Genomic DNA, 15,287 nt, shown 5'->3' on the forward strand with positions numbered 1-15,287 from the left:
GAGTACGCCTCCCCTCAGCCCGCCATGTCGACAGCCCTGTCCGGTTCCGGCACCGGCCCCGTCTCGTACGCGGGCGGCAGATCGCGGCGGCGGCGCATCGGGCCGAGGGCCAGGATCAGCCAGCAGGCCGCCACCGCCCCCGTCATGATCCACATGGTGGGGCGCAGTCCGAGGGCGTCGCCGAGGAGTCCGCCGAGCAGCGAACCGAGCGGGATGGTGCTGTGGTTGAGCATCATCGTCGTCGCGACCACCCGGCCCAGCAGCTCGGGCGGGCAGTACCGCTGCCGGAAGCTGCCCACCACCACGTTGCACACCGCGACGCCCGTCCCCACCACGAACGCGCCGACCGCGAAGAGCAGCAGCCCGGCGCCGGGCGTGGCCAGCGGCATCAGCAGCGCGAACGGGCTGGTGACCGCCTGGAGGACGAGCATCCCGCGGGCGGATCCGACGTGGCGGCCGATGACCGTGGCCAGCAGGGCGCCGAGGATGCCGCCGAGGCTGCCCGCCATGATCAGGACACCGACCGTGGCCTGGGACACTCCCACCGTGCGGACCAGGAACACGATCTGCACCGCCTGGTATCCCATCAGCGCCATGTTGAGCACGGCTCCGTACGTCACCAGCGGCCGCAGATAGGGGTCATGGCGGACGAAGCGCAGCCCCTCGCCGATGCGTCGGCGCAGTGTGGCCGTCGCGTCGGGGATCGGCGGAGCGGGTTCCCGGACCCGGATCATCAGCAGGCACACCACCGAGACCACGAAGGTCAGGGCGTCGATCAGCAACCCGGCCACCGCGCCGAACGCCTGGGCGAGCAGCCCGGCGGTTCCGCGGCCGACCACGCGCGTACCGGCCTCGCTGCCCTGGAGCTTGGCGTTGCCCTCCAGTAGATCGCGCTCGTTCAGCACCGCGGGGATGTACGCGTGGTACGCGGTGTCGAAGAACACCGCGGACACCCCGCACATCACCGCCACCGCGAACAGTTGACCCAGCGTCAGCACATCGCACCAGGCCGCCACCGGGACACTCGCGTACAGTGCCGCCGACACCAGATCGCAGGCGATCAGCAGGGGCCGCCGCCGGACCCGGTCCACCCAGGCCCCCGCCGGGAGCCCGATCACCAGCCACGGCAGCCACACCGCGGCGGCGAGCAGTCCGACGGCGAAGGTGTCGGCCCGTAGCTCCACCACCGCGACCAGGGGCAGTGCCACCGTGGTGATGCCGGCGCCCAGTCCGCTGGTGGTCTCGCCCAGCCAGAGCAGCCGGAAGTCCCGTTGTCGCAGGACCCCGGGGTGCCGTCCGGCTCCCCGGGAGTCATTCGTCGTGTCCATGCCCTCTTGATACGGGGTCGAGCGGGGCTCGTCATCCGGATTCCCACCGTGGTGGCTGTGCCGCCCTGCGTGAACGCGACCTGGCTTTAGTACATCTGTATGAAACCGAGGGGATCGATGCGTGACGTCTGTCGATGGCCGGGGTCTGGCGGGACACCTAGATTCCACTGAACCGCAACCCGCCCCACACCTGCCTTCACCGGGCTTCGGTCCAGCTCGGGGCCCCTTTTCGTGTCACCGATCGGGGACACGGCTCACTGCCGGTGACGCCTTCCGTGCGCCCCCACAGGGTGCGTCCGTGCGTGCCGGCTCCCGCCGTCATCAGAGACGAGGAACGATCATGAGCGCCCAGAAGCCGATCACTACGGATGCCCGCGCCCCCGGTGGCGCCGAGTCGCCTCCGGGGGTGTCCCCGCCCGGTGCCGCGGGGGGCACCGGCTCCGGCTCCGGTAACGACGACGGTCTGAAGGCCGGTCTGAAGAACCGCCATCTCTCGATGATCGCCATCGGTGGTGTGATCGGGGCCGGGCTGTTCGTCGGCTCCGGTGCGGGGATCGCGGCGGCGGGGCCCGCCATTCTGCTCTCGTACGCCCTGGTGGGCGCCCTGGTCGTGCTGGTGATGCGGATGCTCGGCGAGATGGCCGCGGCCGATCCGGTCTCCGGTTCGTTCTCGTCGTACGCGGACCGGGCGCTCGGCCGCTGGGCGGGGTTCACGATCGGCTGGCTGTACTGGTTCTTCTGGGTCGTGGTGCTGGCGGTGGAGGCCACCGCGGGGGCCGCCATCCTCACCGGTTGGGTGCCCGCGGTGCCGCAGTGGGCGTGGGCGCTCATCGTGATGGTGGTGCTGACCGCGACGAACCTGTTCTCGGTGGGCTCCTACGGGGAGTTCGAGTTCTGGTTCGCGGGCATCAAGGTGGTCGCGATCGCCGTGTTCATCGTGGTCGGCGGGCTGGCGGTGTTCGGGCTGCTGCCGGGCTCCTCCGGCGGCGCGGTCGGCACCGCGAATCTGACCGGGCACGGCGGTTTCCTGCCGAACGGGCCCGGTGCCGTGCTCACCGGTGTGCTGATGGTCGTGTTCTCGTTCATGGGCAGTGAGATCGTCACGCTCGCGGCGGCGGAGTCCACCAATCCGCGCAAGGCCGTCGCCCGCGCCACCAACAGCGTCATCTGGCGGATCGCGGTCTTCTATCTCGGGTCGATCGCCATCGTGGTGACCCTGCTGCCGTGGAATTCCCCCGAGGTGAAGGCGAGCCCGTACGTGGCCGTGCTGGACCACATCGGCATCGCCCACGCCGGTCAGCTGATGGACGTGATCGTGCTGACCGCCGTGCTCTCCTGTCTCAACTCCGGTCTGTACACGGCCTCCCGGATGGCCTTCTCGCTCGGCGGCCGCGGGGACGCGCCGAAGGCCTTCAGTCGCACCACCGAGCGCGGTGTGCCGGCCACGGCGATCCTCGCCTCGGTCGTCTTCGGCTTCGTCGCGGTCTTCTTCAACTACGCGTACCCCGACACGGTGTTCCAGTTCCTGCTGAACTCCTCGGGCGCGGTGGCGCTCTTCGTCTGGCTGGTGATCTGTTTCTCCCAGCTGCGGATGCGCAGGATCCTGGAGCGTGAGTCGCCGGAGCGGCTGACGGTGAAGATGTGGGCCTACCCGTATCTGACCTGGATCACCATCGGCATGATCGTCTTCGTGGTGGGCTACATGTTCACCGATTCGACCGGCCGTGAGCAGATGGTTCTGTCGCTGCTCGCCGCGGCGGTGGTGCTCGCTGTCGCCCTGGTGCGCGAGGTGCGGCGGAAGCGGTCGCCCGAGGCGCTGGAAAAGGTCTGACGTAGCGTCAAAAGACCATGTGCACGCAGGATGGGCGGAGTGGCTCATTCCGCCCATGATGCGGCCATGGAAGGAAAACTGACGCGTCGTCACTTTTTAGGGCTGGCGGCCCTCCAGACGGCCGCCGCCCTCGGCCTCACCAGAATCGGCCTCACCCCGGCAGCCGCCGCACAGAGCGCCGACTACACCCCCGCCCTCGTCATCGGATCCGGCTACGGTGCGGCGGTCGCCGCGCTCCGGCTGGGCGAGGCGGGCATCCGGACCCTCGTCATCGAGATGGGGCGGCTGTGGGAGGCGCCGGACTCGGGCGGGACGGTGTTCTGCTCGATGACCGCTCCCGATCAGCGCTCCATGTGGTTCAAGCGCAGGACCGAGGCGCCGCTGTCCACGTTCCTGTGGCTGGACGTCATCAACAAGGACATCACCCCCTACCCCGGTGTCCTGGACCGGGTGCGGCACCCGAACATGTCCGTCTACGTCGGGCGCGGGGTCGGCGGCGGATCGCTGGTCAACGGCGGTATCGCGGTCACCCCGCCCCGCGCGTACTTCCAGGAGGTGCTGCCGGGCGTCGACGCGGACGCGATGTACGGCACGTACTTCCCGCGCGCCAACCGCATGCTCGGCACCGCCACCATCCCCTCCGACTGGTTCGAGAGCACGGAGTGGTACCAGTACGCCCGCGTCGCCCGCGCCCAGGCGAGGGCGGCGGGGCTGAAGACCGTCTTCGTGCCCAGCGTCTACGACTTCGGCTACATGCAGCGCGAGGCCGCCGGGACCGCCACCAAATCCGCGCTCGGCCAAGAGGTCATCTACGGCAACAACCACGGCAAGCGCAGCCTCGACAAGACCTACCTCGCGGCCGCCCTCGGTACCGGCAACGTCACCATCCACACGCTCAGCCGCGCCCGGGCGATACGGCGGGCCGCCGACGGTACGTACACCGTCACCGTCGACCGCATCGACACCACCGGCGCGGTCACCGCGACGGACGAGATCGCCTGCCGCGCCCTCTTCCTCGGCGCGGGCAGCCTCGGAACGACCGAACTCCTGCTGCGCGCCCGCGAGACCGGCACGCTGCCCGGGCTGAACGCGGAGGTCGGCCGGGGGTGGGGCGGCAACGGCAACGTCATGCTGGGCCGCGCCAACCACGTCTGGAACCCCACCGGGGCCCATCAGTCCACGATCCCGGTGACGGCCATCGACGACTGGTCCAACGCGGCCAACCCGGTCTTCGCCGAGATCGCCCCGCTCCCGGCCGGCATCGAGACCTGGGCCAGCCTCTATCTGGCGATCACCAAGAACCCCGAGCGCGGCACGTTCACGTACGACGCCGCCAAGGACGCCGCCGTACTGAACTGGACGGCCGGGCAGAGCGCCCCGGCCGTCGCCGCCGCGAAATCCCTCTTCGACCGGGTCAACGCGGCCAACGTCACCATCTACCGCTATGACCTCTTCGGCGACACCCGCGCCTTCGCCGCCGACTTCTGCTACCACCCGCTGGGCGGCTGTGTGCTGGGCCGCGCCACCGACGCGTACGGCCGGGTCGCCGGTTACCCGCGGCTCTACGTGACCGACGGATCCCTCATCCCGGGCTCCATCGGCGTCAACCCGTTCGTGACGATCACGGCCCTGGCGGAACGCACCATGGCCCGCGTCCTCGCCGAGGACGACGTGGGCCGCTGACCGACACCACGTGGTCCCCGGCGCACGCCGTCATCGGCCCGGCGTCATGTGCTCAGCAGGGAGTCGTCCTGGACGCGGGCGCCGGGGAGCCGGTGGCGGGCGGCGATGAGGGCGGTGTCCACGTCCCGGGTCCCGGTGGCCACGCACAGGGTGTAGGCCACGTCGTCCATGCGCTGCCGGACTTCCGGGCCGCCCACGTCGGCGTGCAGGGCGTGCAGGGTCTCGTACTGCTCGACGAGATTGCGCAACACGGCGGGGTGGGCCATCAGCATGGGGGCTCTCCTCGGGTGATGAGACTGCCGGACATCGGGCTGGTCGCGCATCCGTCTACCCGGTGCGCGAGGCCCCATGCACGGCCGTCGCGGTCCCGGTCGCCGCGGCGGGGGCCGGGTGCTGCCGGGGGAGGAACGAGGCGAGGACGAAGGCGAGGAGGGCGGCCCCGGCGCCGACGGCCATGACCACCCGGAAGCCGTTCTGGGCCGGGAGGGCGACGGAGCCGAGCGTGGTGGTCATCTCGGCCAGCACGACGCCCGCCACCGCGCTGGAGATCGAGGTGCCGATGGACCGCATCAGGGTGTTGAGGCTGTTGGCCGCGGCCGTCTCCGTCACCGGCACGGCCGCCATGACGAGCGCGGGCATGGCGCCGTAGGCGAGTCCGATCCCGGCCCCGATGACGCAGGAGACCAGGACGAGGTGCCAGATGGCGGACATCAGCGCGATGTTGAGGCCGTAGCCCGCGGCGACCACGACGGCGCCGAGCATCAGCGTCACCTTGGGGCCCTGGTTCTTGGAGATGCGCGCGGACAGCGGCGCCATGGCCATCATCACCAGCCCCGACGGCGCCATGACCAGGCCGACGGTCAGCATCGACTCCCCGAGGCCGTAACCGGTGGCCTTCGGTAACTGGAGCAGCTGCGGCATCAGCAGGGACATCGCGAACATGGAGAACCCGAACACCGCGGAGGCGAGGTTGGTGAGCAGCACCTGACGCCGTGCGGTGGTGCGCAGGTCCACCAGCGGCCGCGCGGTACGCAGCTCCCACCGGCCCCACAGGGCCAGCGTGGCCACGGAGGCGAGGAACAGCCCGAGGGTGCGGCCGCTGGTCCAGCCCCACGTGGCGCCCTTGGAGATCGCCAGCAGCAGGCACACCAGCGCGATCGACAGACCGGCCGCCCCCGCCACGTCGAACCGTCCGCCGCTGCGCACCGCGGATTCCGGTACGAGCTTGACCACGAGCCCGGTGGCGAGCGCGCCGAACCCGGCCGCGGTCCAGAACAGCACGTGCCAGTCGGCGCGTTCGGCCAGCAGCGCGGCGGCGGGCAGGCCCAGGGCGCCGCCGACCCCGAGCGAGGCGCTCATCAGCGCGGTCGCCGAGCCGAGCCGCTCCGTGGGCAGTTCGTCGCGCATGATGCTGATGCCGAGCGGTATGACCCCGGACGCCAGGCCCTGGAGGGTCCGTCCGACGACCATGGGGGCCAGGGAGTCGCTGAGGGCGCCGACGGCCGATCCGGCGACCAGTAGGCCCAGGCTGATCAGGAGCATGCGCCGCTTGCCGTACATGTCGCCCAGCCGTCCGATCACCGGTGTCGCGACGGCGGCCGCGAGCAGGGTGGCGGTGATGGCCCAGGTGGTGTCCGCCGCGGAGGCGTGCAGCAGGCCGGGGAGCTCGGGGATCAGCGGGATCACCAGGGTCTGCATCAGCGAGACCACGATCCCGGCGAAGGCCAGGACCGCCACGACGGTGTTCGCCCGCGGCGGGCCGGAGGCCCCGGCGGTGGCGGGTCTGGGCAGGGCGTCGGACATCGCGGGGCCTCCGTCGTGGGCACATTTAAATCAGCTGGTTGACTTAATGTACTGGATCGGGTTGCCTGATCACCGGACGACGCCCGGATCGGAGGAGAAGGCCGTGACACAGCAGAGGAAGGAACAGGCATGACGCTTGCGGAGTTTCCGATGGCCAGGGCGGCGGGCTGCCCGTTCGATCCGCCGCCCGCGCTGCGGGAGACGACGGAGGAGGGGCCGCTCGCGAGGGTCCGGCTGTGGGACGGCAGCACCCCGTGGCTGGTGACCCGGCACGCCGAGCAGCGGGCCCTGCTGGGCGACCCGAGGGTCAGCGCCGACATCACCCGGCCCGGATATCCGAGCCAGGCCCCGCTGCCCCAGGGGGGCACCGCCATCAGCTTCATCCTGATGGACGACCCCGAACACGCCCGGCTCCGGCGGATGGTCACGGCACCGTTCGCCATCAAGCGGGTGGCGGCGATGCGCCCGGCCGTGCAGAAGATCGTGGACGACCTCATCGACGAGCTGCTGGCCGGTCCCACGCCGGTCGACCTGGTGCAGGCGTTCGCCCTGCCGGTGCCCTCGCTGGTGATCTGCGAGCTGCTCGGAGTGCCGTACGCCGACCACGACTTCTTCCAGGACAACAGCAAGGTCCTGATCAACCGTGAGGTGACGCCCGAGCAGCGGTCGGCCGCCCACGGGGCGCTGCTCGGCTACCTGGACGGCCTGATGGGCGAGAAGATCGCCCACCCCGTGGACGATCTGCTGTCCGGTCTGGCCAGGCGGATCACGGCGGGCGAGATGACCCGCGAGGAGGCGGCCCAGATGGGCGTGCTGCTCCTCCTCGCGGGCCACGAGACCACCGCGAACATGATCGCGCTGGGCACCCTCGCCCTGCTGGAGAACCCCGGCCAGCTCGCCCTGCTGCGCGAGAGCGACGATCCGAAGCTGGTGGCCTCGGCGGTGGAGGAGCTGCTGCGCTACCTCAACATCACCCACAGCGGGCGGCGCCGGGTGGCGCTGGCGGACATCGAGGTGGCGGGCCGGGTGATCCGGGCCGGGGAGGGGATCGTCCTGGCCAACGACATCGCCAACCGGGACCCCGAGGTGTTCCCCGACCCCGACCGGCTGGACCTCCGGCGCGACGCCCGCCGCCATGTGGCGTTCGGCTTCGGGGTGCACCAGTGCCTGGGCCAGCCGCTGGCCCGGATGGAGCTCCAGGTCGTCTACAGCACCCTCTACCGCCGTATCCCGACCCTCCGGCTGGCCACCGATCTGGAGAAGATCCCCTTCAAGCACGACGGCTCGGTCTACGGCGTCTACGAACTGCCCGTGGCCTGGTGAACCCGCCCCGGCTCAGGCCGGGTTCACGCCCAGCAGGCCGCGTACCCGGGCGGCGACGAGCGGGTCGGCCCGGGGCGCAGCAGGTTCTCCTTCTCGGCGAAGAACTCGTCGTTGGCGGCGATGACGCCGCCGCCGAGGGCGCGGGCGGCGAGGTCGGGCAGCAGGGTGAAGTCCGTCATGTCTCTCCTCGGCTCGGGAGTCGGCTCGGGAGCCGTTGCGGTGAGCCTCCCGGCGGCGCGGCTTCGACCGCGTGGATCACGCCGCCGGGAGGAGCTGTGGGGTGCCGGGCGGTGCCGCCCGGGGGTCAGCCGATGGCGGTGCGGACCGCCGTGGGGGCGTGTTCGGGGCTGGTGGCGAGCTCCTCGAACTCGTTGACGTTGTCGAGTTCGGTGCCCATGGACACGTTGGTGACGCGCTCCAGGATGATCTCGACGACGACCGGGACCCGGTGTTCGGCCATCAGCTTCCTGGCCTCTTCCAGCGCGGGGGCGATGCGGTCGGGTTCGAAGACCCGGATGGCCTTGCAGCCGAGCCCCTCGGCGACCTTGACGTGGTCGACCCCGTAGCCGCCGACCTCGGGGGCGTTGACGTTGTCGAAGGAGAGCTGGACGCAGAAGTCCATGTCGAAACCGCGCTGGGCCTGGCGGATCAGCCCCAGATAGGCGTTGTTGACGACGACATGGAGATACGGGATCTGGAACTGCGCCCCGACGGCGAGTTCTTCGATCATGAACTGGAAGTCGTAGTCGCCGGAGAGGGCGACGACGGGGGCGTCCGGGTGGGCGGTCGCCACGCCCAGCGCGGCCGGGACGGTCCAGCCCAGCGGCCCGGCCTGACCGGCGTTGATCCAGTGCCGGGGGCGGTAGACGTGCAGCATCTGGGCGGCCTGGATCTGGGAGAGGCCGATCGTGGAGACGTAGCGGGTGTCCGGTCCGAACGCCCGGTTCATCTCCTCGTAGACCCGCTGCGGTTTGACCGGCACCTGGTCGAAGTGGGTCCTGCGCAGCATCGAGCCCTTGCGCGCTCGGCAGCTGTCGGCCCAGTCGCCGCGGTCCTGGAGGTGGCCGGCGGCCTTGAGTTCCCTGGCGGCCTCGGCGAACAGCTCCAGGGCGGCCCGGGCGTCGGAGACGATGCCGTAGTCGGGCGCGAACACCCGGCCGATCTGGGTGGGTTCGATGTCGACGTGCACGAAGGTGCGGTCCTTTGTGTACGTGTCGACGCCGCCGGTGTGGCGGTTGGCCCAGCGGTTGCCGATGCCGAGGACGAAGTCCGACTCCAGCAGGGTGGCGTTGCCGTAGCGGTGGGAGGTCTGGAGGCCGACCATGCCCGCCATCAGCGGGTGGTCGTCGGGGATGGTGCCCCAGCCCATCAGGGTGGGCACCACCGGCACCCCGGTCAGCTCGGCGAACTCCACCAGCAGATCGGCCGCGTCGGCGTTGATGATGCCGCCACCGGCGACCAGCAGCGGCCGCTGGGCGGACTGGAGCAGGCCCATCGCCCTGTCGATCTGCGCCCGGGTCGCGGTGGGCTTGTGGACCGGCAGCGGCTCATAGGTGTCCGGGTCGAACTCGATCTCGGCCATCTGGACGTCGATGGGCAGGTCGATCAGCACCGGTCCGGGGCGGCCGGACCGCATCAGGTGGAACGCCTGCTGGAACGCGCCCGGCACCTGGGCGGGCTCCAGCACGGTCATGGCCATCTTGGTCAGCGGCGCCGCGATCGAGGCGATGTCGACCGCCTGGAAGTCCTCCTTGTGCAGCTTGGCCACCGCCGCCTGGCCGGTGATGCACAGGATCGGGATCGAATCGGCGCTCGCCGAGTACAGACCGGTGATCATGTCGGTGCCCGCGGGGCCGCTGGTGCCCACACAGACCCCGATGTTCCCGGCCTCGGCCCGGGTGTAGCCCTCGGCCATGTGCGAGGCGCCCTCGACGTGCCGGGCCAGGACGTGGGTGAGGCCGCCGTTGCTGCGCATCGCGGCGTAGAAGGGGTTGATCGCCGCGCCGGGGAGACCGAAGACGTGAGTGGTGCCCTCACGCTTCAGGATCTCCACCGCCGCCTGAGCCGCTGTCATACGCGCCATGGGGTGTCTCCTGTGGTTCCGGGGGGTTCAGTGGGTGTCGCGGCCGGCCAGGCGCTCGACGCCGCGCAGCAGTGCGGAGTGGTCCAGGTCGCCGTCGCCGCAGGCGCGGGCGGAGGCGACCAGCTGGGCGACGACGGAGCCGACGGGCAGCGGTGCGCCGACCGCCCGGGCGGCGTCGGTGACGATGCCCATGTCCTTGTGGTGGAGGTCGATGCGGAAACCGGGCCGGAACGAACGGCTCAGTACGGCGTCCCGCTTGCGGGCCAGCACGGTCGACCCGGCCAGGCCGCCGCCGAGGACCTCCAGCGCGGCCCCCAGGTCCACCCCGGCGTTCTCCAGGAACACCACGGACTCGGCCAGGGCCTGGAGATGGACGGCGACCATCAGCTGGTTGGCGGCCTTGACCGTCTGCCCCGCACCGTGCGGGCCGACGTGCACGATGGTGGTGCCCAGCGCCTCGAACACCGGCTTCGCCTCGGCGAAGTCGTCCGTCTCGCCGCCGACCATGATGGACAGGACGGCCTCGATCGCCCCGGCCTCGCCGCCGGAGACCGGCGCGTCCAGGGTGCGGATGCCCTTGTCCCGCGCGGCGGCCTCGACCTCCAGGGAGGTCTGCGGGGTGATGCTGCTCATGTCGATCAGCAGGGCGCCCGGCGCGGCGTGTTCCAGGACGCCGCCCTCGCCGAGGACGACCTCCTTCACCTGCGGGTCGGCCGGGAGCATGGTGATGACGACCTCGGCGTCGCGCACCGCCTGCGCGATGCTGTCCGCGCCGTGGCCACCGGCCGCCGCGAGCTTGTCGACGGCGGGGCGGCTGCGGTTGTAGCCGGTGACGGTGTGCCCGGCCTTGACCAGGTTGGCGGCCATCGGGCCGCCCATGATGCCCAGGCCGATGAAGGCGATCTTCCGTGGAGTGGCGGTCATGGTTGCTCCTTGTTTTTTGAGGGCTCGGTCAGGCGTGGGCGGTGCTGCCGCGCCGCTCGCGCGGGAGCCAGTCGAAGCTGTCGGCGCTCGGGCCCTGGGCCTTGTACTCCAGGCCCACCCAGCCGTCGTAGCCCGCCGCCTCGATCGCGGTGAGCTGCCCGTCGAGGTCCAGCCCGCCGGTGCCCGGCGCGCCCCGGCCGGGCGCGTCCGCGATCTGCACATGGCCGATGCGTTCCGCGTGGGCGGCGATCACACCGGCCACGTCGTCGCCGTTCACGGCCAGGTGGTAGAGGTCGGCGAGGAGGCGCACATTGCGGGCGCCGGACGCGCGCTCCACCCGGTCGATGACGCCGAGCGCGTCCGCCGCGGTGAGCAGGGGGTATGCGGGGGCGCCGCTGACCGGCTCCACCAGCACCGTGCCGCCGATGCGCCGCGCCGCCTCGGCCGCGAGCGCCAGGTTCTCGGTGGCGAGGGCGTCCTGCTCCGCCGGGTCGGCTCCGTCGACGCGGTTGCCGTACAGGGCGTTGAACGCGCGGCATCCCAGCTGTTCGCCGATCCCGACGGTCACGTCGATGTTGTCGCGGAACTCCGTGCTGCGGGCGGGCCAGGACACCAGGCCGCGGTCGCCGCCCGGCATGTCCCCGGCGAAGAAGTTCAGCCCGGTCAGCTGGACCCCGGCGTCCCGCACCGCGCGGACGAAGGCGTCGATGTCCTTGTCCTCCGGCACCGCCACCGCGTGGGGCCACCAGAACTCGACCGCGTCGAACCCGGCGGCCTTCGCCGCGGCCGGGCGCTCCAGCAGCGGCAGCTCGGTGAAGAGGATCGACAGGTTGACCGTGCAGGGAAGACGGTGGGCGCTCATTTCTCACATCCCAGGACGTAGGTGCTCTTGCCGGGTGTTCTTGTCAGGGTCGGTGAGATGGCCCGGCAGACGCGGGCGACCCCGGGGGTGTAGGCGCGGGAGAGGTCGTCGCGGTTGTTCAGCTCGACCCGGGGGACGACCTCCAGCTTGCCCCCGGTGTGCATGAGGAACGTGGCGTCGCCGACCGTGCGCACACCCACCCCGTCCAGCGCCGCCACCGCGTCGGCGATGACCTGGATGTGGTCGCTGTCGACGGCGTCGCAGGTCAGGTCGACCACGATGTGGTCGGTGCCGGTCTCGACGACGTCGAGCGCGGTGAGCACACCCCCGGCGTCGCCCACCGCCGCGGCCGGCCGCCTGGTGGAGGCGGCGTCGGCGGGGGCCTCGGCACGCAGGGTGAGGGCGAATCCGGGACTCGGTGTGGGCATGGGCTGACCTCGCACGTTCGGGGCGCCTTCTGGAACGCCGGACTGCTTCATCCGCCACTTTCGTGAACTTCCACAATGCGGATAGTGATTTTTGCTTAGCGGAATAACAACCTCTGTGGCCTGTCGGCGTCAACCCCCCGGCGGGGGTTGATGGTGATGGGTCCGCTTCGACAAAAGGTTTGATCAGCCCGCTGCGTGCGAAGCGTTGACATGGGGTCCCGGCCGACCTATACATCTCCCAGTTGAAAAAAGTTTTCCGCGAAGTGGAATGGCCTGGATCGGGGAGAGGTGACCGCCCCCTCCTCCAGGGCCGAGCCGTCCCCCGGTGGCATCAGCCCGGCGGGACCGTCCCACGCTCGTGTCATCCCCAGAGGAGCCCAGCCCCGTCCGTGGAGTACGGCCCGCCCCAGGAGGTTCTTGACGTGAAACCCATCCATCTGCTCGGCGCGATCCCGTTTCTCGGGATCCTCGGGGGGATCTTCTTCGTGAACCGGGTGACGCCCTACGTCCTCGGCATGCCGTTCATCCTCTTCTGGCTGGTCCTGTGGGTCGTCCTGATCTCGGTGACCATGGCCGTCATCTACCGGCTCGACCCCGCCAACCGCGAAGAGGAGACCTCGTGATCGCCCTCGCCGTCATCGGCCTCTTCCTCGCCGCCTCGCTGCTGCTGGGGCTCCGCGCCCGCCGCGGCAGGGACATGGACCTCGAACAGTGGTCCGTCGGCGGCCGGGGCTTCGGCACGATCTTCGTCTTCCTGCTGCTGGCCGGCGAGATCTACACGACCTTCACCTTCCTCGGAGCCTCCGGCTGGGCCTACGGCAAGGGCGCCCCGGCGTACTACATCCTCTGTTACGCCTCACTCGCCTATGTGCTGTCCTACTGGCTGCTCCCGGCCGTGTGGCGCTACGCCAAACAGCACCGGCTCATCTCGCAGTCCGACTTCTTCGTCGCCAAGTTCGAGAGCCCGCTGCTCGGTGCGCTCGTGGCGCTCGTCGGGGTCATCGCGATGGTGCCGTACCTCGTCCTCCAGCTGAAGGGACTCGGGATCATCGTGTCGGTCTCCTCCGACGGCAAGATCCCCTCCCACTGGGCCATCGTGATCGGCACCATCGCCCTGACCGTCTACGTCACCATCTCGGGCATTCACGGTTCCGCGTGGACCGCCGTCATGAAGGACGTCACCATCCTCGCGGTCGTCCTGATCCTCGGCATCTATCTGCCGATCCACTACTTCGGCGGCTTCGAGAACATGTTCCAGGCGGTCGACAAGAGTCAGGCGGGCTTCCTCACGCTGCCCTCCAGCGGGATGAGCACCTCGTGGTTCGCCTCCACCGTGCTGCTCTCGGCACTCGGCTTCTACATGTGGCCGCACACCTTCAGCGCCTCCTACAGCGCGCAGAACGAACGCGTCTTCCGCCGCAATGCCATCTTCATGCCGCTCTACCAGCTCATCCTGCTGTTCGTGTTCTTCGTCGGCTTCACGGCCATCCTCGTCGTGCCCGGCCTCAAGGGCGCCGACGCGGACCTCTCGCTGCTGCGCATCACCACCGCCACGTTCCCGTCGTGGTTCGTGGGCATCGTCGGCGGCGCGGGACTGCTCACCGCGCTGGTCCCCGGATCGCTGCTCCTCATGACCTCCGCGACCTGTCTGGCGAAGAACGTCTACCGCCTCGCCCGCCCACGGAGCAGCGACCAGCAGGTGACCCGCCTGGCGCAGTGGCTGGTCCCCGCGCTCGCGCTGGTCTCCCTCTACTTCACCTTCAACGGCGGCAGTTCGATCGTGTCCCTGCTGCTCATGGGCTACGCCCTGGTGACCCAGCTCTTCCCCGCCCTGCTCGCGAGCCTGGCCAAGCGGCAGCTGGTCACCAAACAGGGCGCGGCCGCGGGCATCGTCGTCGGCGTGGTCACGGTCGCCGTCGTCACCCTCTCCGGTGTCACGGTCGGCAGCCTGATGCCGGGCCTTCCGCAGAGCATCAAGGATCTGAACGTGGGCGTCATCGCGCTGGTCCTCAACATCGTGGTGATGGCGGCCGTTTCCGCCGTCACCCGCCCGGCGGGACGCCCCAGCCCCGCCCCCCAGGTCCAGCCCGAGGCCGCGGCCGGAGCGGGCTGACCCCTCACCCGCACATACGCCGCCACCCCCGGCCCGGCCGGGGGTGGCGGCGTATGTCGGTGACCCTCGTGAGCCACGGGTCACCAGCTGCTCTTGGTCACCCCGGGAAGCTCGCCCGCGTGCGCCGTCTCGCGCAGCCGGATGCGGGACAGCCCGAAGGCGCGCAGATGGCCCCGGGGGCGGCCGTCGATGGAGTCCCGGTTGCGTACGCGCGTGGCGCTGGCGTCGCGTGGCTGGCGGCGCAGCTCCCGCTCGGCGGCGAGGCGCTCCCGGGTGCGCGAGCGCAGGCTGCGCGGCAGGGGCGCCCCGTCGAGCAGCACATCGAGGGGCGCATGAGCAGGTCCTCCAGCCGCCGCCGATGGGTCAGCGCGGCGAGGAGCCCGAGCGGCAGGGCGATCAGATAGGTGAGGGCCGTCGCGGCGAGCGCGACCAGGACCACCGGACGTCCGCCGAGGAGGATCTGCCGCCACACGTCGCGGCCGGTGAAGTCGGTGCCCAGCCAGTGGCCGCCGCCGACCGTGAAGGACACGGAACGCGGCCCCGCCTCGCCCGCGACGTACGGCCCCAACAGGGCCAGGGCGAGCGGGACACCGGTGAGCACGGCGGCGAGGCATAGCGCCCCGGCCGCCTGCCGAGGGGGACACTCACGCCGTCACCTCCGCCCGGGGCGCGACGCTCCACCAGGACTCCTCCCACGGGGTGTTCGCCAGCCGCGGCAACGCCTGCGTCGACCGGACGGCCGCCGCGTACCTGGTCGACGGCCGCCTCCCGGCGGGCGATGTGCACTGCACCGGCCCGGTGCTGCCGGAGCCGGGGCCCCGCAGCCAGGAACCGCGGACGTAGCGGGCGGTGCTCACGCACGGTCGAATTCGTTCGGCCGTACGGCCCCTCGCGCGGGTGGGCGGCCCC

At 70.9% G+C, this 15,287-nt stretch carries 14 protein-coding genes and 2 pseudogenes; 6 read left to right on the forward strand and 10 right to left on the reverse strand.

Going from position 1 to position 15,287, the window contains the following annotated elements; all coding sequences use genetic code 11:
- Positions 1-14: 14 nt before the first annotated feature.
- Entirely contained in the window at positions 15-1,328 is a 1,314-nt protein-coding gene (locus LCH29_RS32060) for an MFS transporter (RefSeq protein ID WP_446465196.1), read from the reverse strand.
- A gap of 340 nt (positions 1,329-1,668) precedes the next feature.
- Between LCH29_RS32060 and LCH29_RS32065 the strand changes: the two genes are divergently transcribed.
- Together LCH29_RS32065 and LCH29_RS32070 are read left to right on the forward strand one after the other, a co-directional pair.
- Complete coding sequence (locus tag LCH29_RS32065; RefSeq protein ID WP_446465197.1) at positions 1,669-3,159, forward strand: amino acid permease; 1,491 nt, start codon at positions 1,669-1,671, stop codon at positions 3,157-3,159.
- Between the two features lie 66 nt (positions 3,160-3,225).
- Positions 3,226-4,842 (forward strand): GMC oxidoreductase, encoded by a 1,617-nt coding sequence (locus tag LCH29_RS32070; protein WP_446465198.1) that lies wholly within the window; start codon positions 3,226-3,228, stop codon positions 4,840-4,842.
- Between the two features lie 44 nt (positions 4,843-4,886).
- Here the strand turns inward: LCH29_RS32070 and LCH29_RS32075 are convergent, their stop codons facing one another.
- Together LCH29_RS32075 and LCH29_RS32080 are read right to left on the reverse strand one after the other, a co-directional pair.
- Positions 4,887-5,114: a DUF5133 domain-containing protein gene (locus tag LCH29_RS32075; protein ID WP_446465199.1), complete on the reverse strand. Its 228-nt coding sequence runs from the start codon at positions 5,112-5,114 to the stop codon at positions 4,887-4,889.
- Positions 5,115-5,169: 55 nt separating this feature from the next.
- Positions 5,170-6,645 carry an MFS transporter gene (locus tag LCH29_RS32080; protein ID WP_446465200.1) on the reverse strand — a complete coding sequence of 492 codons (1,476 nt, stop codon included), beginning with the start codon at positions 6,643-6,645 and terminating at the stop codon, positions 5,170-5,172.
- A gap of 129 nt (positions 6,646-6,774) precedes the next feature.
- On the opposite strand from LCH29_RS32080, the gene LCH29_RS32085 reads away from it, so the two are divergent.
- Entirely contained in the window at positions 6,775-7,968 is a 1,194-nt protein-coding gene (locus LCH29_RS32085; RefSeq protein WP_446465201.1) for a cytochrome P450, read from the forward strand.
- Positions 7,969-7,991: 23 nt separating this feature from the next.
- On the opposite strand, the gene LCH29_RS32090 is transcribed toward LCH29_RS32085, so the two are convergent.
- The 5 genes from LCH29_RS32090 to LCH29_RS32110 all read right to left on the reverse strand — a co-directional run bounded on the left by LCH29_RS32090 (position 7,992) and on the right by LCH29_RS32110 (position 12,265).
- A complete protein-coding gene (locus LCH29_RS32090; protein ID WP_446465202.1) occupies positions 7,992-8,147 on the reverse strand; it encodes a hypothetical protein in 156 nt (51 codons plus the stop codon).
- Positions 8,148-8,272: 125 nt separating this feature from the next.
- Positions 8,273-10,051 (reverse strand): glyoxylate carboligase, encoded by a 1,779-nt coding sequence (gene gcl, locus LCH29_RS32095; protein WP_446465203.1) that lies wholly within the window; start codon positions 10,049-10,051, stop codon positions 8,273-8,275.
- A gap of 27 nt (positions 10,052-10,078) precedes the next feature.
- Positions 10,079-10,975, reverse strand: a complete 897-nt coding sequence (locus tag LCH29_RS32100; protein WP_446465204.1) for a 2-hydroxy-3-oxopropionate reductase — start codon at positions 10,973-10,975, stop codon at positions 10,079-10,081.
- 28 nt (positions 10,976-11,003) lie between these two features.
- A complete protein-coding gene (locus LCH29_RS32105) occupies positions 11,004-11,837 on the reverse strand; it encodes a hydroxypyruvate isomerase family protein (RefSeq protein WP_446465205.1) in 834 nt (277 codons plus the stop codon).
- Entirely contained in the window at positions 11,834-12,265 is a 432-nt protein-coding gene (locus LCH29_RS32110; RefSeq protein WP_446465206.1) for a hypothetical protein, read from the reverse strand. The genes LCH29_RS32105 and LCH29_RS32110 overlap by 4 nt, the downstream gene beginning before the upstream one ends.
- 422 nt (positions 12,266-12,687) lie before the next feature.
- Between LCH29_RS32110 and LCH29_RS32115 the strand changes: the two genes are divergently transcribed.
- Complete coding sequence (locus LCH29_RS32115) at positions 12,688-12,888, forward strand: DUF3311 domain-containing protein (RefSeq protein ID WP_123104140.1); 201 nt, start codon at positions 12,688-12,690, stop codon at positions 12,886-12,888.
- A complete protein-coding gene (locus tag LCH29_RS32120) occupies positions 12,885-14,378 on the forward strand; it encodes a sodium:solute symporter family protein (RefSeq protein WP_446465207.1) in 1,494 nt (497 codons plus the stop codon). The genes LCH29_RS32115 and LCH29_RS32120 overlap by 4 nt, the downstream gene beginning before the upstream one ends.
- 80 nt (positions 14,379-14,458) lie before the next feature.
- Here LCH29_RS32120 and rpsN read toward each other — a convergent pair.
- Together rpsN and LCH29_RS32130 are read right to left on the reverse strand one after the other, a co-directional pair.
- Positions 14,459-14,659, reverse strand: a pseudogene (gene rpsN / locus LCH29_RS32125) (30S ribosomal protein S14); the annotation flags it as partial.
- 44 nt (positions 14,660-14,703) lie between these two features.
- Positions 14,704-15,026 (reverse strand): annotated as a pseudogene (locus LCH29_RS32130) (ABC transporter permease); the annotation flags it as partial.
- Here LCH29_RS32130 and LCH29_RS32135 point away from each other — a divergent pair.
- Positions 14,991-15,221, forward strand: a complete 231-nt coding sequence (locus tag LCH29_RS32135) for an alpha/beta hydrolase (protein ID WP_446465247.1) — start codon at positions 14,991-14,993, stop codon at positions 15,219-15,221. The pseudogene LCH29_RS32130 and the gene LCH29_RS32135 sit on opposite strands and share 36 nt — an antisense overlap.
- The last annotated feature ends 66 nt before the right edge of the window (positions 15,222-15,287 follow it).

Source organism: Streptomyces sp. BRA346 (genome assembly GCF_052851135.1).